Origin of the sequence: Parageobacillus caldoxylosilyticus, from assembly GCF_019272935.1 — a bacterium.
GTDB lineage: Bacteria > Bacillota > Bacilli > Bacillales > Anoxybacillaceae > Saccharococcus > Saccharococcus caldoxylosilyticus.
In genome coordinates this window covers 3,459,193-3,478,105 of the sequence record NZ_CP040553.1, presented here as the reverse complement: position 1 = coordinate 3,478,105, position 18,913 = coordinate 3,459,193, and the positions used below count along the sequence as shown (strand labels likewise).

At 40.8% G+C, this 18,913-nt stretch carries 17 protein-coding genes and 1 pseudogene; 4 read left to right on the top strand and 14 right to left on the bottom strand.

Features of this window, described 5'->3' with window-relative positions:
* Positions 1–12 precede the first annotated feature (12 nt).
* The 8 genes from urtB to BV455_RS17705 all read right to left on the bottom strand — a co-directional run bounded on the left by urtB (position 13) and on the right by BV455_RS17705 (position 8,723).
* On the bottom strand, positions 13–912 hold the full coding sequence (urtB, locus tag BV455_RS17730; RefSeq protein ID WP_218687493.1) for an urea ABC transporter permease subunit UrtB: 900 nt from the start codon (positions 910–912) through the stop codon (positions 13–15).
* 67 nt (positions 913–979) lie between these two features.
* Positions 980–2,236 (bottom strand): urea ABC transporter substrate-binding protein, encoded by a 1,257-nt coding sequence (urtA, locus tag BV455_RS17725; protein WP_218687492.1) that lies wholly within the window; start codon positions 2,234–2,236, stop codon positions 980–982.
* 786 nt (positions 2,237–3,022) lie between these two features.
* Entirely contained in the window at positions 3,023–3,535 is a 513-nt protein-coding gene (locus BV455_RS20830) for an amidohydrolase family protein (protein ID WP_342393765.1), read from the bottom strand.
* A 62-nt stretch (positions 3,536–3,597) separates the two neighbouring features.
* The gene (locus tag BV455_RS20825) at positions 3,598–4,386 is read right to left on the bottom strand and encodes an amidohydrolase family protein (protein ID WP_342393764.1); all 789 of its coding nucleotides are present in this window, start codon (positions 4,384–4,386) and stop codon (positions 3,598–3,600) included.
* A 13-nt stretch (positions 4,387–4,399) separates the two neighbouring features.
* Positions 4,400–5,740 carry an NCS1 family nucleobase:cation symporter-1 gene (locus BV455_RS17715; protein ID WP_245005297.1) on the bottom strand — a complete coding sequence of 447 codons (1,341 nt, stop codon included), beginning with the start codon at positions 5,738–5,740 and terminating at the stop codon, positions 4,400–4,402.
* Between the two features lie 9 nt (positions 5,741–5,749).
* Entirely contained in the window at positions 5,750–5,887 is a 138-nt protein-coding gene (locus BV455_RS20510) for a hypothetical protein (RefSeq protein ID WP_245005296.1), read from the bottom strand.
* A 308-nt stretch (positions 5,888–6,195) separates the two neighbouring features.
* Complete coding sequence (locus BV455_RS17710) at positions 6,196–7,452, bottom strand: ArgE/DapE family deacylase (protein ID WP_218687491.1); 1,257 nt, start codon at positions 7,450–7,452, stop codon at positions 6,196–6,198.
* 32 nt (positions 7,453–7,484) lie between these two features.
* Complete coding sequence (locus BV455_RS17705) at positions 7,485–8,723, bottom strand: allantoate amidohydrolase (protein WP_041470520.1); 1,239 nt, start codon at positions 8,721–8,723, stop codon at positions 7,485–7,487.
* A 176-nt stretch (positions 8,724–8,899) separates the two neighbouring features.
* Between BV455_RS17705 and BV455_RS17700 the strand changes: the two genes are divergently transcribed.
* The 4 genes from BV455_RS17700 (at position 8,900) to uraH (ending at position 14,012) form a co-directional block, all read left to right on the top strand.
* Positions 8,900–10,516 (top strand): PucR family transcriptional regulator, encoded by a 1,617-nt coding sequence (locus BV455_RS17700; RefSeq protein ID WP_015375193.1) that lies wholly within the window; start codon positions 8,900–8,902, stop codon positions 10,514–10,516.
* A gap of 286 nt (positions 10,517–10,802) precedes the next feature.
* Positions 10,803–12,122 (top strand): nucleobase:cation symporter-2 family protein, encoded by a 1,320-nt coding sequence (locus BV455_RS17695; RefSeq protein ID WP_218687490.1) that lies wholly within the window; start codon positions 10,803–10,805, stop codon positions 12,120–12,122.
* Between the two features lie 21 nt (positions 12,123–12,143).
* Positions 12,144–13,634: a factor-independent urate hydroxylase gene (gene pucL / locus BV455_RS17690; protein ID WP_218687489.1), complete on the top strand. Its 1,491-nt coding sequence runs from the start codon at positions 12,144–12,146 to the stop codon at positions 13,632–13,634.
* 15 nt (positions 13,635–13,649) lie between these two features.
* Positions 13,650–14,012: a hydroxyisourate hydrolase gene (uraH, locus tag BV455_RS17685; protein ID WP_004439900.1), complete on the top strand. Its 363-nt coding sequence runs from the start codon at positions 13,650–13,652 to the stop codon at positions 14,010–14,012.
* A gap of 117 nt (positions 14,013–14,129) precedes the next feature.
* On the opposite strand, the gene BV455_RS17680 is transcribed toward uraH, so the two are convergent.
* From BV455_RS17680 to BV455_RS20820, 6 genes and pseudogenes are all read right to left on the bottom strand, one after another.
* Positions 14,130–14,633 carry a (2Fe-2S)-binding protein gene (locus BV455_RS17680; protein WP_218687488.1) on the bottom strand — a complete coding sequence of 168 codons (504 nt, stop codon included), beginning with the start codon at positions 14,631–14,633 and terminating at the stop codon, positions 14,130–14,132.
* The gene (gene pucD / locus BV455_RS17675) at positions 14,612–16,912 is read right to left on the bottom strand and encodes a xanthine dehydrogenase subunit D (RefSeq protein ID WP_218687487.1); all 2,301 of its coding nucleotides are present in this window, start codon (positions 16,910–16,912) and stop codon (positions 14,612–14,614) included. Before pucD ends, BV455_RS17680 begins: the two co-directional genes overlap by 22 nt.
* A 2-nt stretch (positions 16,913–16,914) precedes the next feature.
* Positions 16,915–17,781, bottom strand: a complete 867-nt coding sequence (locus BV455_RS17670; protein WP_015375199.1) for an FAD binding domain-containing protein — start codon at positions 17,779–17,781, stop codon at positions 16,915–16,917.
* Positions 17,732–18,112: an NTP transferase domain-containing protein gene (locus BV455_RS21015; RefSeq protein WP_218687486.1), complete on the bottom strand. Its 381-nt coding sequence runs from the start codon at positions 18,110–18,112 to the stop codon at positions 17,732–17,734. The genes BV455_RS17670 and BV455_RS21015 overlap by 50 nt, the downstream gene beginning before the upstream one ends.
* A complete protein-coding gene (locus BV455_RS17660) occupies positions 18,093–18,374 on the bottom strand; it encodes a glycosyltransferase family protein (protein ID WP_218687485.1) in 282 nt (93 codons plus the stop codon). Before BV455_RS17660 ends, BV455_RS21015 begins: the two co-directional genes overlap by 20 nt.
* Before the next feature lie 49 nt (positions 18,375–18,423).
* A pseudogene (locus BV455_RS20820) lies at positions 18,424–18,872 on the bottom strand (XdhC family protein).
* Positions 18,873–18,913 lie beyond the last annotated feature (41 nt).

Here is an 18,913-nt window from a genome sequence, read left to right as displayed (position 1 = left end):
CTTTGGCACCCCTCAATCGAGCGATCTTGTTTTCACACTGACAAGCCCCGAAGGCTTCCATTGCAAAAAGGCTACAATAAGCGCAAACATAATTACTTTTGCCATCGTCGCACTTGTCGAATACTCCATCAGCGTGCTGACCAATCCGATTCCGAACGCACCCAGCACCGTGCCGATGAGTTTCCCCACTCCCCCTAAAATGACAACCATAAACGCATCGACAATATAATACGTTCCAATCGTCGGGCCAATCGGACCGAGCAATGTCAACGCACAGCCCGCTAAACCGGCAAAGCCGGAGCCAATGGCAAAAGCATATGCATCAACTTTTCGAGTAGAAATCCCAAGACAAGAAGCCATATCTCGATTTAACGTAACCGCCCTTATTCTGCGGCCAGCCGACGTTTTATTTAAATAAACATAGAGGGCAAAAATGGATAGCATGACAAATGCTAAAATAAACAGCCGTTTGTACGGAAACACCACTCCCGCAACGCGAATCCCTCCATCTAACCATCCTGGAGGAAGCACCGCTACATTTGGCGCGCCAAAAATCGTTCGCGCGATTTGCTGCAAAATCAAGCTAACTCCCCATGTCGCCAACAAACTATCTAACGGCCGATGATATAGGTGTCGAATTAATATTTTTTCCAATCCCCAGCCAAGAAAAGCCGAAACAAAAAAGGCAACAGGAATGGCGACGAAGAAATAATATCCCATCGATTGCGGGGCATACTTGGCAAATATTTGTTGAACGACGTATGTCATATACGCTCCCACCATTATCAATTCGCCATGTGCCATGTTGATGACACCCATTAGTCCAAAGGTAATCGCCAGCCCTATAGCGACAAAAAGCAAAATCGAACCTAAGCTGAAGCCGTTAAAAATTTGCGTAATAACGACGGACAACAAAGCCCCCTCCTTTCTTGGAAATGGAAAGGAGCCTAAACTCCTTTCCGCAATGGATATTTTTCATTTAATTTAGATCTTTCGCCCATGGATAGCTTTTTAAATAAGGATCTGGCTTGACCGCCTTTCCAGAATTCCATAGCTCTTTAAACTGCCCATTTGGCTGGATTTCCCCTATTCTGACAATCTTCCATGTATGCTGCGTTTCCCCATCGATTTTGACCGTTCCTCCTGGCGCTTTGTACTCAATGCCATCCGCCGCTTTTTTCACCTTATCGACATCAAAAGAGCCTGCTTTCTTTACTGCTTCCGCCCATAAATGAACGGCGAAATACGCTGATTCAATCGGGTCGTCAGTGACTCGATCTTTCCCGTATTTCTTTTTATATTTTTCTACAAACACTTTATTTTCCAGTGTATCCGTTGATTGGAAATAATTCCAGACGGCAAGATGACCGGCCAATACATCGCCGCCGATTCCGCGAATTTCTTCTTCCGCAATGCTGACAGACATCACCGTTAAATCTTTTGCGGTAATCCCAGCGTCTTTTAACTGCTTAAAGAAAGCGACATTGCTGTCTCCGTTTAATGTGTTAAACACAACATCCGGCTTCACTTCTTTAATTTTGCTAATAATCGTGCTATAATCCGTATGACCAAGCGGAGTGTACTCTTCGCCTACCAATTGTCCGCCCTCTGCCTTTAATTGAGCTTTAATAATTTTATTTGCTGTGCGTGGAAACACATAATCGGAGCCAAGCAGGAAAAATTTCTTTCCTCTATTTTCTAGTAGCCAGCTTACCGCTGGGACGATTTGCTGATTGGTTGTGGCACCTGTATAAAAAATATTTGGTGAAGACTCCATCCCTTCGTACTGCACAGGATACCAAAGTAAACCATTATTTTGCTCTACGACAGGAAGCATTGCTTTTCGACTTGCTGATGTCCATCCTCCAAAGATCGCCACCACTTTATCTTTCTGCAACAATTTTTTCGCCTTTTCTGCAAATGTCGGCCAATCTGACGCACCATCCTCAATCACTGGTTCAATCTTTTTTCCAAGCAAGCCCCCTGATTCATTAATCTCTTCAATTGCCATTAACTCCGCATCACGCAACGATACCTCGCTAATCGCCATCGTGCCGCTCAGTGAATGGAGAATGCCTACCTTGACCGTGTCACCCGTTTCCGATGTGCTTGTTTCTTTCTTCTTTTCTTTCACCTCATCGACTGCCGACGATGCAGCACATCCACTTAATACAAACACAAGCGCGCATAAAAGCAAGACTAACAGTTTAAAAGCTTTCCACTCCAATCTCTTCATGTAAACACCCCTTACAAGATTCTAATTATTTGTGATATAATTAGAATCAGGCATAGCGTTGCACATATGATGCCTGATTTTCTGAAAGCTTCTCATGGCCGTGAGAAGCTTTTTTTCTTTCCCTCCTTCTTTTTATGTAATATAAAATTACATATTATGTGATATTTATATACAATATTATACATACCTCTTCCGTTTAAGCAAGATAAAAATCAAAAAAAGCAATATATTCCGAATATTTTTGTCATAAATCCTTACATTAAAGGTGGATATGGGTGTTAAATCTTGTTTTTCCTTTTTACTACGAGAACATATTACAAAACGCATAATCGATGCATAAACACATAAAAAAATCCACCCCCTCGGAAAAATATACAGTAACTAAAAAAAGAAGCGCCAAGGGATGGACATGATCACGATTTCCTAATTTTCATAATCGAACATATATACACTAGTGGAACAAATCTACTTTTAGAAGCACAATCTTAATACATAGATCAATTTCCTCTTATTTATGTAACAGAAAACCGCCAGTGTTGAAAAAGACGCCGATCAAATGCTTCTTTATTGAAAACCTACTTTGCGATGGACTCTTTAAACGTCCTGAACCAGTTCGAACAGCCACGTTGGTACGGGTTTCTCCGCCGTCGTCTGTTACATGCACAAATATGCATTATTATTCTGGATTTTTATATTTTCACAAATATTACCCATTCATTTTCTTATCATTCTACTCTTTAGCTGAATTACTCATGCCATTTTCTTAGAAGAAGAAACAGGCTATAATTATACTATTTGCCCAGAAATGTTGTTATCAATTATTTCACCTCTTTGAAAAACAACCCTTCCGCGAAGAATTGTATGCGTTACTATCCCCCGGAAACTTTTCCCTATATACGGACTTTGTTGATGCCGATATAAAAGATCTGTTTCCTTCAGGACAAAAGAAGATTGCAAATCGACCAATGTCAGGTCAGCGTCACTCCCAACGGCAATAGTACCTTTCCGTGGATACAGACCAAACCGTTTTGCCGGATTGGTCGCTGTTACTCGTACAATGACTTCCAAGGGAATTCCACGCCGCCAATACCCCTCCTCAAGCATAACATTCAAGGTTGTCTGTGCGCCCGATATTCCGCCCCACAAACTGAAGAAATCACCGTTATCCGAAGCAACTTTCATTGCTGGAGGAGAAGGAGAATGATCTGAACCGATGATATCAATTTCACCGGATTTCAAAGCTTCCCACAGCGATTCTACATCCTCCCGTTCCCGCAGAGGCGGTGCACATTTCGCCATTCCGCCAAGCCGTTCCAGATCCTCAATGGTAAAAGACAGATAATGGGGGCAAGTTTCAACAGTTATATCAACCCCCTTTGTTTTGCTTCGCTTATATACTTGATGACCTTACCACTGCTTGCGTGTACGATATGCAACTTGCATCCCGTAATTTCCGCATATGCCGCTGCCCTGCCTACAGCTTCGATTTCTGATATAACGGGACGGGAAGCCACATAATCCCGTGCAGTCCGATTCCCTTGTGATTTATACCAATCTGCGAGTTGTTTCGTAATGACATCACTTTCGGCATGGAGGGCCAGGATGGAACCCAGCCTTGCAATTTTTTGCATTCCTTTAAATAAAGTACAATCGTCTACGTGAAGGAACTCATCGATGCCGCTATCGGACATAAAACCTTTGAATCCAATAACACCTAAATCTTTAAGATGTTCCAGGGAATCCAGATTTCCTGGAACAAGTCCTCCCCAAAGGCCAAAATCAAGAATCGATTTTTGTATGGCCGCTTCTTTTTTGACTTGAAAGCCGTATGTCGATGTAGTCGGGGGACTGCTATTAAGAGGCATATCAAAGAAAGTTGTGACTCCCCCCGCAGCCAAACTTCGGGAGCCTGTGTAGAAACCTTCCCAGTCCGTCCGACCGGGTTCATTAAAGTGAACATGGGTATCGATCAAACCGGGCAAGACGTGCAGACCGAAAGCATCAATCTCTAGCTTGGCTTTTCTCCCTGACGGTATAGATCCAATTTGAACGATTTTTTGCCCGCACACAGCAATGTCCCCTTGAAATATTCCATCTTCGGTGACAATCTGCCCATTGCGTATAATAAGATCGTAACTACTTTCTTTCACGCCCATCCCCCTTTTACTCGATTACAGATATAGATTGAGTTTTATCCACAACTATTTGTTGATTGCGTTGCATTAATCCACGGTAGGCGACGGCAGAAATCATGGCACCAATAAACCATGAAAAGGGAGCAAAATACGAAAACATTGGAACTAGTGCGACAATTGTAGCGAAAATAGATCCGATAATAAAGGCAGCCAACGCCTGTAGGTTAAACCCATTTTTGTACCAATAAGGGGATGTGGCACCTTCCTTATAAAGAGAGTGCACATCAACTTTTTGCTGCTTAACTAAGTAATAGTCAATAACCATTACTCCGAAAATTGGACCGAGGAAAGCTCCAAGCCCTCCCAAGAAATAGTTGACACCTACAGGGCTCCCATAAATTTTCCAGGGCATGACAAGAACAGACAGAATAGCGGTAATAATCGTTCCTTTCTTGAAATTTATATGTTTCGGCGCTGCATTGGCAAGATCATATGCAGGAGATACAAGGTTCGCGACAATATTAATGGCTAACGTTGCAACGATGAAAACAATTGCTGCAATTAAATTGACCACACTATTCTCAATCTTTTGCACGATCAAAACAGGATCAACAATTGCCTCACCAAAAACTGTAATTGTACCTGCTGTAATAACTACAGTAGCCAAGGAAAATGCTGTCAAGTTAACTGGTATACCATATAAATTACCACGTTTTGTTACCTTTGTTGAAGTAGAAAAACGTGTAAAATCACAGGCATTCAACATCAGTGTCGAGAAATACGCTACTACCAATGCGATTGCCGCAAAGAAAGAATGAATTTGTTTACCTGCAGACGCTTCAACAAATCTGTCCATGATGTTGATATTTCCATTCGCCTTAACAACGATCCAAATAAGCAAGAATAGCATCATCACATATACTGCGGTACCCGCAAAATTATCAAATTTGCGAATCTTCTCCATGCCATATACTGCGATAAGCAATTGCAAAGCCCAGAGAATCAGGAATCCGATCCACCCCAATAAAGAAAGGCCTAGAAAAGATATATCATTTAGAGTAACCAACCCCGGCATAAATAGTAACAATACACCGACCACCGCATTCGAGGCAAGGTATGTTTGTATGCCATACCAAAAAATAGCGATAATCCCCCGTATAAGCGCCGGTATGTTTGCACCAAACACACCAAATGAAATACGCACCATAACGGGGTATGGAAGACCCATTTTCGTTCCAGGAATAGAAAGTAGGTTGACAAAATAATTTACAAGCAGGGCACCGAGAATAATCGCAATGAAAACTTGCCAGCCTGCAAGCCCCAAAAAGAACAGTCCCGCAGCAAATGTATAGCCGCCGATGCTGTGCACGTCAGACATTCACATTGACAACAGGCTAAAGAAACCCCATTTTCGCTCCTTTGGCGGAGCCAAGTCCTCGTTGTAGAGCCGCTCGCTATAGTCGGTAATCGTTTCGGTAAATAATTCCTCCTGCACTTTGTCCACTTTATTGTTCATTTGTAATCCCCCTCCCCATAGATTGTTATGAACTTGATTACTAGATTTGGTCATACCGTGTTACTTACTCATACTGTCTGTACACTGTACTCTCATTTTTGTTTCAAACACCAAACCGCAAGGACGTTCGTTGAAATTTATGCTATAGCAATAAACAAAAAAGTGTAATGACAAGAACATAGTTGGATTCCATCACATTGAAAGGATTTTGGACACTCCTTGGCAGGCAATTCTGTTTCCACAACGACCATCCAACTCGCGGTACCAAGGAGTCCTCTTTTGTTGTTTAAAGCATAAAGAGAATAAAGTTATTTGTCTGTCCGAAGCAAATCATAAAGAGTAAGTGCCACAATTTTTGTTGCTTTGACCAAATCTTCAATCCGGACATGTTCATCCGCCCGATGGCCGTTGGCTTCCAACAAGGTCCGAGGACCCGCGCCAAACAGGACGACAGGAACTCCGGCTTCCGCAAAATGTCTCGCATCGGTGTACAACGGAATTCCGTGAATCTCCGGCTCTCCGTCCATAATTTCTTTCCAGTTTGCCATAAGCGTCTGGATCAACAGGGAATCTACCGGTGTCGGCTTGAAGCTTTTCGCCAGCAGTATGCGTTCAAACTCCGCCCGGATTCCTTCATAGCGCTTAACCACCTGTTCCACCAGTTCGCGAATTTCCATTTCCACCTGTTCCCCGTCTTCCTCAGGGATCAACCGGCGGTCAATCCGGATTGTGCACTGATCCGGCACCACGTTAGTGTTGATTCCTCCCGAGATTAATCCGACTACTAATGTGGGAGACTCGATTCCAGGAACACTGGAACGTTTTTGATCTAACGTCCGGCGATAGTCGTACAGCGCCTGTAGCACGCCGGTCATCGCTTCGATGGCGTCATGTCCTGTATACGGCACTGCTGCATGTGCCGACTTGCCTTTGATTCGGATCTCAAGGTGCAGACATCCGTTATGGGAGTTTACAATCGAATACGTGAATCCAGCTGAGAACGCCATATCCGGCTGAATATATCCCTTTTCGATCATCCACTTCGGACCGATTTCTCCACCTGTCTCCTCATCGAAGTTAAACGCCAAGGACGCTTTGCCCGACAACTTCTCTGTCACTTGACGAAGGGCCATGACCGCGAAGGTATACGATGCAATGTCCGATTTGGATACAGCAGCACCGCGACCATACAGCTTCCCGTCAACGATTTGTCCGCCATACGGATCATACGTCCAGCCAAGTCCCGGCGCCACCACATCTCCATGAGCGTTGAGGACAATTTCAGGCCCTTTTCCGTCCCCAAAGATGGTTTTAGCGACAACGTTTGCTACCCGAACCATCCCTTTTTCCCTGACTTCCTCCAGGTCTACTTCCAACAGCGCGACATCTTCAAATTGAAAATCATGCAGACGTTTATAAATGTGCTCTGCGATGGCATAACAGTCGCCCGGCGGATTGTCCGACGGTATGGCGACCAGTTCCCGTAGAAATTTGATGAGGTTGTGCCTTTCAGATTCAATCCATTGCAAAATTTCCTGCTTCGCTTGACATTTGATAGTTGCCATTGATGATTCCCCCTTCTAATCTTAAGACTTTTTTATGATGTCAACTTCAGAGCAACATCCAGCAGCACAGAGGTTCCTATTTTAATGTCCTCGGCTGCTACAAATTCGTCAGGATGATGACTCAGACCATTTTTGCATCTGACAAAGATCATGCCAATGTCAGTTATAGAAGCTAATGCCATCGCATCATGTCCCGCTCCGCTAACAAGTCGAACTGACTTCATTTTGCGCTCCTCGAGAACCGAAGAAATCACATCGATAAAACGACTCGAACATAGCACAGCAGGAGATTCCATGACTTTTGTAAACTCGCAAACTAATCCCCGTTGTTTGGCAATCTCCTTACATTCCTCTATGATTCGGTTCAGTGCGGTTCTTCTAGTTCCATCGTCAATCGACCGGACATCAAGTGTTCCTTCGACCAATCCCGGAATCACATTGCTGGCCCCCGGAAATACAGACAGCTTTCCTACGGTAGCCATCAGATTCTCATATTGGAGAACGATCTGTTCGATTGCCAGGATCATTTCCGCTGTTCCGGCAAGTGCGTCTTTTCTCAGCGGCAACGGTACGGTTCCCGCATGCCCCACTAATCCTTCCACCCGGAATTTATATCGGGACTGTCCAGCAATCCCGGATACGACCCCGCAGGCTTGATTCATTTGTTCAAGAATTGGACCTTGTTCAATATGCAATTCAAGATAACCAAGGATTGTTTTCGGATGACGGGCAGCCGTGTGGTATTGAAATGGATCAAGACCGATCTCTTTCATGGCTTCTGCCAATGTAATCCCATTTGCATCTTTCGCAAACAGTTCTTCTTCCCGCAGATTACCCGCAATTGCCCGACTGCCAAGCAGCGTTGTATGAAATCTAGCACCTTCCTCATCGCAAAAGCCGATCACTTCAATTGGATTGTTGGGTCTCATACCGTTTTCATATAGGGTTTGAATCACTTCAATCGCTGCAATCACGCCAAGTACCCCGTCATATTTCCCAGCTTCAATGATAGAGTCGAGATGCGACCCAATGAGCAGTACTGGCGCGTCAGGCCATTTCCCTTCGTAACGACCGATGATATTATTAAGACCATCCCTGCGAACTGTCATGCCTGCTTCCTGCATCCATTGCGCCACCAGCTCATTAGCCATTTCGCTTTCCCTTGAAAAGGAAAGGCGGGTCACTCCTTTTTTAGTCATGCTGCATTTCGCAAGTTCTTCAATCCGACGTACGATTCGATCTGCGTTTACTTTTTGATAAAGCGTCTGCATCCCCACTCTCGCCTCTTTCTTTTTCAAATGAAAATAAATGTTATATAAAATGTTATAAAATATAACATATTGTGTTATATAAGTTGATTTTAGCTTGATTTTCCTCTATATTCATTGGTAAAATCGCTATAAATTTTATAATTTTTTGTGCAATTTAACCAAAAGGAGTGAGGAGTATGAAGATTTCAGATATATTACATATACCTGCTTTCCACAATGCAAGATTAATTGCGGGGCATAAGGGAAAAGAAAGAGAGGTGTATAGTGTAAATATGATGGATGCTCCCGATATCATCTATTACTTAAAACCGAATGAATTACTTGTAACTACAGCATATCACCTTAAAGACAACCCACACGACTTACTTGAGTTAATCAAAAGCATGGTGGAACAACAATGTGCAGGTCTTGCCATTAAAACAAAACGGTTTTTAGAAGAAATTCCGGAAAACGCTCTTGCCTATGCCAATGAAATCGGATTCCCCATCATAGAACTGCCAATAGATATTTCATTAGGAGAAGTTGTCAACCAATTATTAAGTTATATTCTTGATAAACGAACAAATGAATTGCTCTTAGCTATTGAAACGCATCAAAAATTTACCAAGCATATTATGAGTGGCAAAGGGTTAACATCCTTGCTCAGAAGCTTATCTTCCATGATTAAATATCCAATTATATTACTGAATAAGCATTTTCGAATTATCGGTTCTTCTCATCCGTTCTCCAATCTTTCTGATGAACTCAGGAAACTATACACAAATGGATTTCGCTTTTTTTTACCAAACACTTCTTATTCTTGTTTTTCCATTATATCTAACCGAGAGGTTGTTTCTGTATTTCCAATCTACACCCATGAGGAAAACAGCGGTTGCTTAGCTGTAATAGGTATGATTCCCTTTTCTAACCCGTCAATGATTTTAACCATTGAGCAAGCAGCCAATGTTATTTCCTTTGAATTAATGAAAGAAAATGCATTAAAACAATACACAAAAAAAGTGCGCAATGAGTTTTTTATTAATTTTACAGAAGGGGCATTTCAATCCCTAGAAGAAGTGACTATTAAGGCAAAAGAATTTCAGATTATCAATGACCAATCCTATATTTGTGCAGTTGGAAAACTTGATGAGAGCAGGACGATGTTAAGTTTCACAGAATCCCACAAAGAAATTGATACTATTTTTGAGTTTATAGAAGAAGAAAGTCACATCTTTTCTAAATCCATTCATCATTTCGTAAAAGGAAATATTTGTATTTTACTATTCCCTATCACAGAATCTTGGACAGAACTCAATACGATCATTCTCCCTTTCCTAGAAGAGCTGCAGATTAAAATCAAAAACAGATATAATCGGACTGTTTCTTTCGGACTTAGCAACTTATGCCAACAATTTTTAGATGTCCAAAAAGGATTCAGGGAAGCTTTGGAAGCGTTGCAGACTGGCCGGCTGTCAGGAAATCGCCAGTTTATTCAAATCTATCGAAGAAAAGATATTTCCGAACTTTTACAGATGATCCCCACACAAGATTTAAAAGATTTTTACAACGAAACATTACAAAAATTATCAGATCAGTCTATACACGAAAACCAAATCCTATTGCATACATTATTTGTATTTCTAGAGAACCATTGTCAAATTTCAGAAACAGCGAAGAAACTATACGTTCATCGAAATACCGTAATTTATCGTTTAGAAAATTGCGAAAAACTAATCGGAAAAAGCCTAAAAGATCCTGATACTACCTTCCGCCTTCGTTTAGCGTTTCGCATCAAAAATTTACTTCATTTATAAAAAAAGTCTTTTTTATAATTGTTAGATTTTGTAACATCGATATTTACCTACTCCGCCTAATTTCATACTGAACTTTTTGTTTTTTATGCAATTTGTCAACTCCTCTAAAAAATAATTGTACAAATTAACTAATGACATCTACATCACCTTACTTTATTATGTTATATAAAGCAACAATTAATGTCATTTTATTTACAAAAAACATCCATGAGTAAGCTTTTACTCGCCACCCAAGCATGAAAATAACCGCTCATGGATTCATTATTTTCACAGAAAAGAGGAGGGAATGCCATTGAACAAAAATCTTGGAAAGGCCCGAATTGTTTCTCTCGGTTTACAGCATGTATTAGCCATGTATGCTGGCGCCATTTTAGTTCCTCTGATCGTCGGAAGAGCGTTACATCTATCGTCAAAGGAGATAGCATATTTAGTAGCCATCGATTTGCTGACATGCGGAATTGCAACATTACTTCAAGCTTGGAAGAACAAGTTTTTTGGAATAGGATTGCCTGTTGTATTAGGTACATCTTTTGTTGCAGTGACGCCGATGATTGGAATTGGAACACAGTACGGAATGAATGCTATCTATGGTTCCATCATTACAGCAGGAATCTTTATTTTGATTTTTTCACCATTATTTGGTAAATTAGCAAAATTATTTCCTCCTGTTGTAACAGGATCGGTTGTCACCATTATTGGCGTCTCCCTTGTACCAGCCGGCATCAAAAACATGGCAGGCGGGGAAGGAAGTCCTCATTTTGGAGATCCCGAAAACTTACTTCTTTCTTTCGGAGTGTTCGTTTTCATTCTACTCATTAATCGATTTTTCCATGGGTTTATTCGAGCAATATCCGTTCTTCTTGGGATTATCGCAGGAACCATCGTTGCTGCTTTCATGGGAAAGGTAGATTTTACGAATGTCGCCAATGCATCATGGTTTCACGTTCCTCAACTATTTTATTTTGGTACACCTTCCTTCGAGTGGGGGCCAATGATAACAATGACCCTTGTCGGTATTGTTATCATTATTGAGTCTACAGGCTCCTTCTTTGCTCTAAGCAAAATTTGTGAACAAGATATTAACGATCAAGACTTAGTTCGCGGATACCGCGCTGAAGGATTGTCATTTATTTTAGGCGGCCTATTTAACGCATTTCCTTACAGCACTTTTGCTCAAAATGTCGGACTTGTTCAACTAACCAAGATTAAAACGAGAAACGTTGTAATTGCCGCTGGCAGCATTCTTGTTTTGCTTGGATTAATTCCTAAAATCGCTGCCTTTACAACCATTATCCCTACTCCTGTATTAGGGGGAGCAATGGTTGTCATGTTTGGAATGGTAGTTTCCTCTGGCATTAAAATGCTTAGCTCTGTAGATTTTCAACAGCAAAATAACTTATTAATCGTAGCCTGCTCGATTGCATTAGGGCTTGGTTCAACAGTGGTCCCTAATCTCTTTGCTCAATTGCCGCAAATCATGCGAATTCTTTTAGGAGATGGAATTGTAACAGGCAGCTTAACTGCTATTATCTTAAACTTGTTTTTTAATCTTTCATTAAAGGAAAAGCCAACTGTTAATAACACTTTAAAAACAACAATAGAATAGAATCACAAGAAAAGGGGGAAAATGATGCGATTAGAACAATTAAACGAAATGAGTGCTTCTGAATTTATTAATCAATTAGGAGGAGTTTTTGAGCATTCTTCATGGGTGGCAGAACGGGCAGAGCCCTATCGGCCATTCTCCTCATTTCAATCTCTATATGATAAAATGGTGGAGATTGTCGAAACAGCTTCGGAGAACGAAAAATTAAAATTAATTAGAATGCACCCACATTTAGGCACTAATGCAAAAGTAACAGATTTCTCTCAAAAGGAACAGAAACATGCTGGATTAAATGAATTAACAGAAGATGAACATAATCATCTAATGCTACTCAACAAAGAATATATGGATAAGTTTGGATTCCCTTTCATAATGGCAGTTCGCGGAAAAACAAAACAAGATATTTATAGAACGATAAAAGAAAGACTAAAAAATAATTATAGAACAGAGTTTGAACAAGCATTAGAAGAAATAAAAAAAATCGCGATGTTTCGTTTACAAGAAATAATTAATGGGGGAGAGATGATTTCTATGACCAATAATAAAGAAAGAGTCATGTATTATGGAAAAGGAGACGTATTTGCCTACCGCACATATTTAAAACCACTTACAGGGATAAGAACGATTCCTGAATCTTCTTTTTCTGGTCGAAATAATATTATTTTTGGAGTAAATGTAAAAATAGCAGTGGGAGGAGCAAAGTTGTTAACCTCTTTTACGGAAGGAGATAATAGCTTAGTCGTTGCAACGGACTCGATGAAAAATTTTATTCAAAGACATTTAGCTAGTTATACTGGAACAACGATTGAAGGATTTTTAAAATATGTAGCAACTTCATTTTTAAAGAAATATTCTCATATTGAAACTATTTCATTGATTGGAGAGGAAATTCCATTTGAAACAACTTTCACATTAAGTGATGGAAATATAACAGCTAGTGACCTAGTTTTTAAAAGATCCCGAAATGAATATTCCTTTGCTACTTTAAACATGGTTCGAAGAGAAAATGACAGTATAGATATTATCGATCAATACAGCGGAATTTCTGACCTTCAATTAATAAAAGTCAGCGGCAATTCTTTCGTCGGTTTTATTCGCGACGAATACACAACCCTTCCAGAGGATACAAACCGCCCGCTATTTGTTTACTTAAACATCAAATGGAAATACAAAAACATTGAAGACTCATTTGGTGATAATCCAGAATATTATGTTGCAGCCGAACAAATTCGCGACATTGCCACTTCGGTATTTCATGAAACAGAAACACTTTCCATCCAACACTTAATTTATTTAATCGGTTGCAGAATATTAGAAAGATTCCCTCAACTCCAAGAAGTAAACTTTGAATCTCAAAACCATACATGGGATAAAATCGTTGAGGAAATTCCTGGATCACAAGGAAAAGTATATACTGAACCGCGACCACCATACGGATTTCAATGCTTTACTGTTACACAAGAAGACTTGCAACACAAAAACATTCCTATGCTTTCTGCTGAAATTCAATAATAAAGGAGCACTTAGATGAGCGGGTTAACGACACATATTTTAGATTTAACACATGGAACACCAGCCGAAAATGTAAAAATAAAGTTGTTTCGTTTCGATGATGAATTGGAAACAAAAAAACGGCTGCTGCAAACGACTATCACGAATCAACATGGTCGCGTTGACCAGCCATTATTAGATGAGCATGAAATTGTTCCAGGGAAATATGAACTTGTATTTTACATCGGTGATTATTTTCTGAGAAAAGGCCTAGAATTGGATGAACCTGTATTTTTAGATAAAGTGGTGGTTCGCTTTGGGATTTCTCAACCTAATTCCCATTACCATATTCCTTTGCTCATCTCTCCGTGGGGATATCAAGTATATCGAGGAAGCTAAAAATATATGGGGCTGATTCAAATACACGTTGAATCAGCCCTTTTGTTACGCTACGAAACCGATTATAATAAAAAGATCTCCCGCAAACTTGCGGGAAAACCCGTACTCTTTATAATTTTATAATTGAGCTAGTTTCTGAATCGCTCTGATGATGCCGCCATAACCGGTACATCTACAAAGATTTCCTGATAATCCTTCGAGAATTTGCTCCGCAGTTGGGTTGGCATATTGATCAAAAATGGATTTTACAGCCATTATCATTCCCGATGTGCAGTATCCGCATTGAAAGCCTCCTTCTTCCAAAAAAGCCTTTTGAATCGGATGAAGTCCATTCTTTCCTAAACCTTCAATCGTTATAATCTCCTTCTGATCTGATTGATAGGCCCTCACTAAGCAAGAATTGACTAATTTTCCATCCATAATGACTGAACAGGCACCGCATCGACCAATTCCACAAGAAACTTTTGTGCCCGTTAATTGCAATTCCTCTCTTAGTATATCAACAAGACGCATAGTTGCATCTACAAACAATTCCTTTGCTTGTTCATTAACAATAAGAGAGATTTTTATTTTTTCCTCCAACGGGGATTTAGCTTTTCCTACAATTTTGTTGTCAGCCACTCTCTCATCTCCCTTTGATTCACGGCTTTTACAATTTCCTCACGAGACACAGGCAGCTTAGTAACCCACAAACCAATCGCGTCATAAATAGCTTTAGCAATCGCCGGAGCAACGGCCACCGTCCCAATTTCGCCTACACCTCTTGGACCATACGGATCTCCCTCATACAATTCTTCTATAGCTGTTATATCCATAGAAAGCGGAATGTCATTTATGGTAGGAATAAGATAGGAGTCGAAATTTTCTGTTACGTACTTTCCCTTTTCCATTATCGCTTCTTCTAGTAATGTATATCCTAATGCCATAACTGAGCCGCCTTCAATTTGCCCCAAGTAGCCTGTTGGATAAATCACCGGGCCTGCAGCAACCGCCTGATCCAAATTTTTCACTCGCACTATTCCCGTTAATTCATCTACTTCGACTTTTACCGCACAAGCGGCAAAAGAATATAAATAGTGCCCGCCAGGAATGGAATAAGGAGTCGTTGGAAAATGAAATTCCGTCTCGATTTGGATGGGATCATCCTTCGTTTCATGGGCTATTTGCTGATAAGTGATGAGAGGCTCAGAATTCAATCCATCGCAGGACCAAATTCCAATGGGACCTAAATACAATTGAGTGGCTGGCACTCCAGTGCATTGAGAAGCTTTTTCTAATAATCTTTTTTTAAAAGGATCTTTCATCCGTTGAAGCGCATGCCACACCATGCTTGTTCCCCGTGAAGCGGTAGAAGAACCGGAGCGGGGAACGCGATCAGTATCGCCAATCGTGATTTTTATATCATTTGCTGAGCAGCCTATTTCTTTTATTACTAGCTGTTCAATGACAGAAAGCAGCCCTTGGCCAAATTCTTCGAAGCCGAAAGCAATTTCAATTTTTCCATCCTCATTTAACGATAGACGGCCCCCTGCTGGGTCTAAACGTCCATATCCAAGTCCTCCTCCGTGCATCGCAATGGCAACGCCTATACCTGTTTTTTTCCATCGATCAGTGCCTTCTCCCCACTCTATGCTCTCTTTTTTATTTAAAAGAGGAGATTGACTAATCGCTTTTAAAACTTGTGCTGCCCCATCAGTAGGTGCAATCTCTTGACCTACTGGACCTAGATCATCGGCTTTGCGGAGATTTCTTTTTCTCAACTCCATTGGACAGATTCCAAGCTTGACCGCCAAACGGTCGATTTGCCCCTCCAACGCAAAGGTCACTTGATTTCCTCCAAATCCTCTGAACTCTCCAGCAACACCATTGTTTGTATAGACACTTAACCCTTCAACATGCACATTTGGGATAATATAAGGTCCTGTTGCATGCTCAACCGCAAAATCTAATACAGCCGGACCTAACGTAGCGTAAGCACCCGTATCCGCAATAATTCGTACTTGATGAGCAAGAATTTTACCATTACGGCTGGCACCTGTCTTCATCGTAATCTTCATTGGGTGCCTTTTTAGTCCGGATCTAACAGATTCGCGTCTGCTTTGGTGAATTTTCACCGGACATCCAGTTTTTATCGCCAATAATGCACCGTACGGCTGAATATTCAACTCATCTTTGCCGCCGAAAGATCCGCCGATTGGACTGGAAACCACCCTGATTTTACTTTCAGGAACATTTAAAATTCGGGCTAATTGGAAACGATCTTTATATCCATGTTGTGTTCCGACATACACAGTAATCCTTCCATCCTTTTCTGGAACAATCACCCCTCCTTCCGTTTCCATATACGCGTGCATTTGACGAGGCAACTCATACGTTTCTTCCACAATCACATCACATGTTTGAAAGGCTTCTTCTACATTTCCTTTTTGATAGGAAGCTTGATGAAGAATATTTCCGTCAGGATGTAATCGAGGTGCTGAAGGAAGAAGAGCCTGTTCCGGATCATCGATAACAGGCAAAGGCTCATATTCCACTTCGATTAGCTGAAGCGCTTTTTCCGCTATTTCTTCCGTTTCTGCTGCCACAGCAGCAACAGCATCTCCTACATATCGAACCCGCTCATCGCACAAAACCGGCTGATCGGGAAAAATTAACCCAAATCGATTTAATCCCGGCACATCTTTACTAGTAATAACAGCTCGCACTCCCGGCAACTCTTCCGCTTTTTTTGTAGAGATAGAAATAATTTTGGCATGAGGATACGCACTACGTAAAATTTTCCCATGAAGCATATTAGGAAAAGAAAGATCTGTTAAAAACTTTAATTTACCTGTTACCTTATCTACTCCATCTGGTCGTATAAGGGATCTCTGTAAATTGTTAGAATAGGTAAATTTCATGATTATCCCTCCAATCTACTTAATTCGGAAATAATGATATTGGCCGTCACCCATCGCCGATAGTCATCAGAGTAAAAAACATCAGAAATGGGATGAAATTCATTAAGGATCGTTTCATATACATTCCTTAACAACTTGGGATTTATCATTTGATCTATTAGCAATTGTTCTGTTGCTTTTAAACGATGAGGACGATTATCTCCTCCACCTACTGCTAATCGAACAAAATCGATCACCCCTGCATCATTTTTGCCTATCACTCCTGAAACCGTCACAACTGATCCTGAAAAAGCCTCTCTCCGTCCAACCTTTTTATAAAATTGAGTAACAAATGAAGAGTGACGATATTCTGGCAGAATGACGCCAGTAAGGAGAACCTCCTTATTTTGTCTTGTATTCAACCAATGATCTAGTTTTTCGGTTTTTATTGTTTTTCCATCAAAGTATGACACTTCCGCATCCATCGTTAAAAGAGCAGGAATGGCATCACCAAATCCATAGGCTACATTTCCACCAATCGTTCCTAAGTTACGAATGGCTGGCGCAGCAATTTGCTGAATTGCTGTTGATAATAAAGACCACTTTTCTTTAATAACAGGATGATTGCGACAAGTGGCCAACTTGGTCATTGCACCAATCTGTAGAAAACGTTTTGTTCCTTCCGTTTTGTAGTTAATCCCCTCAAGTCCTTCTACTTTTTCAAGACTTATCAGTTGAGGAGGATACGGTACCCCCTTTTCCCACTGAGTTTGTAGCAGTGTCCCTCCAGCAACAAAGCATGATTGCAAATGAAATTTTTCCCTTAATGTCCATGCCTCTTTAATGTCTGTTGGAGTCCAAACTTTTGCAGCCAGTATCCTCATGCTCATTTTTATATCCCTCCTTCTCTCGCCAATTGGTAATCTTCCTTTGTATCAATATCAAAAAAGCCTTTCGATCTTCATAGATGATGGAAATCCCGTTTAAATCGGGATTTTGGCGTATAATTCCTTGTGCACCAGCATCTCCTGTGAGTGTTATCAGTTTTAGAAAAAGATTTTTTGATAGTAAAACAGGCGGCCTTAATAAGTTCCCAAACATCGCGGCTACAAAATCTAGTTTTTTATGGTTGCTTACGTTTACGTATTGTTCGTACTGAAAGATTAGTTCGTTAATCATTTCTGTTCGAATAAAAGGCTGATCAGCAAGGAGAACGACCACCCCATCTGCTTTCTCCTCCTTTTGCCCTAGATAAACCCACTTTTAAAGAGAACGATTGCCCTTTTTCTGCCTCGCAACAACGGACAATCGTCCAGCGATTTTTCAATGCTTTCATTCTTAACACCCAATCAATCCAATCTAACGTGTCATCCTCTCTTGTAATTACAAAGATATGGTCAAGTTCAGATGTAACAGCCGCATACAGAGATAAACTTCCTATCGTCCGATCCCTGATGGGAAGGGAAAGCTTATGTGTCCCCATTCGGCTGCTTTTTCCCGCCGCTAAGAAAATCCCAAAATTCTAACGGATTTCATAAAAATGGCACCTTGCTTTTTAACAGCATCTTTTTTACGTGAATTAATTCAGCAAGAATACTAATAGCAATTTCTTCAGGGCCTTCAGCTCCAATAGTCAATCCGACCGGTGTGCTGATTTGAAATGGCAATTCTCCGAAGTTAAGTAATCGAGAAGTTCGTTGTTTAGAACCCATGACCCCGATGTACCGCAAGTCTTTTTCCACTATCAATTGCAACAGTTCTTTATCTCGTTGAAATTGATGAGTTAAAATGACAACAAAATCCCGAGGGGTAAACTGTAATTTCGATACTGCTTCTTGCGGGGATCCAACAATGAGCTGATCTACATCAGGAAAATTTTTTTATTGCATAGCGCTTCTCTCCAATCACATACAGTAACAGAAAAGCCGGTTTTTGCTGCAAAACTGGCAAGAGAAACCGCATCAGGGCTGGCGCCGAAAATAATAAGCCGAGGTTTTGGTTGGAAACAGTGAAAATAACAAA

What these genes read in the sequence shown, in the direction of transcription:
- BV455_RS17700 (WP_015375193.1), top strand. Translation starts at nt 8,900, where the DNA reads ATGAAGATTTCAGATATATTACATATACCTGCTTTCCACAATGCAAGA.
- BV455_RS17710 (WP_218687491.1), bottom strand. Translation starts at nt 7,452, where the DNA reads ATGGCAACTATCAAATGTCAAGCGAAGCAGGAAATTTTGCAATGGATT.
- pucL (WP_218687489.1), top strand. Translation starts at nt 12,144, where the DNA reads ATGATGCGATTAGAACAATTAAACGAAATGAGTGCTTCTGAATTTATT.
- BV455_RS17705 (WP_041470520.1), bottom strand. Translation starts at nt 8,723, where the DNA reads ATGCAGACGCTTTATCAAAAAGTAAACGCAGATCGAATCGTACGTCGG.
- BV455_RS17660 (WP_218687485.1), bottom strand. Translation starts at nt 18,374, where the DNA reads ATGGGGACACATAAGCTTTCCCTTCCCATCAGGGATCGGACGATAGGA.
- urtA (WP_218687492.1), bottom strand. Translation starts at nt 2,236, where the DNA reads ATGAAGAGATTGGAGTGGAAAGCTTTTAAACTGTTAGTCTTGCTTTTA.
- pucD (WP_218687487.1), bottom strand. Translation starts at nt 16,912, where the DNA reads ATGAAATTTACCTATTCTAACAATTTACAGAGATCCCTTATACGACCA.
- BV455_RS17670 (WP_015375199.1), bottom strand. Translation starts at nt 17,781, where the DNA reads ATGAGCATGAGGATACTGGCTGCAAAAGTTTGGACTCCAACAGACATT.
- BV455_RS17695 (WP_218687490.1), top strand. Translation starts at nt 10,803, where the DNA reads ATGCCATTGAACAAAAATCTTGGAAAGGCCCGAATTGTTTCTCTCGGT.
- BV455_RS20830 (WP_342393765.1), bottom strand. Translation starts at nt 3,535, where the DNA reads ATGGCGAAATGTGCACCGCCTCTGCGGGAACGGGAGGATGTAGAATCG.
- BV455_RS20510 (WP_245005296.1), bottom strand. Translation starts at nt 5,887, where the DNA reads ATGAACAATAAAGTGGACAAAGTGCAGGAGGAATTATTTACCGAAACG.
- uraH (WP_004439900.1), top strand. Translation starts at nt 13,650, where the DNA reads ATGAGCGGGTTAACGACACATATTTTAGATTTAACACATGGAACACCA.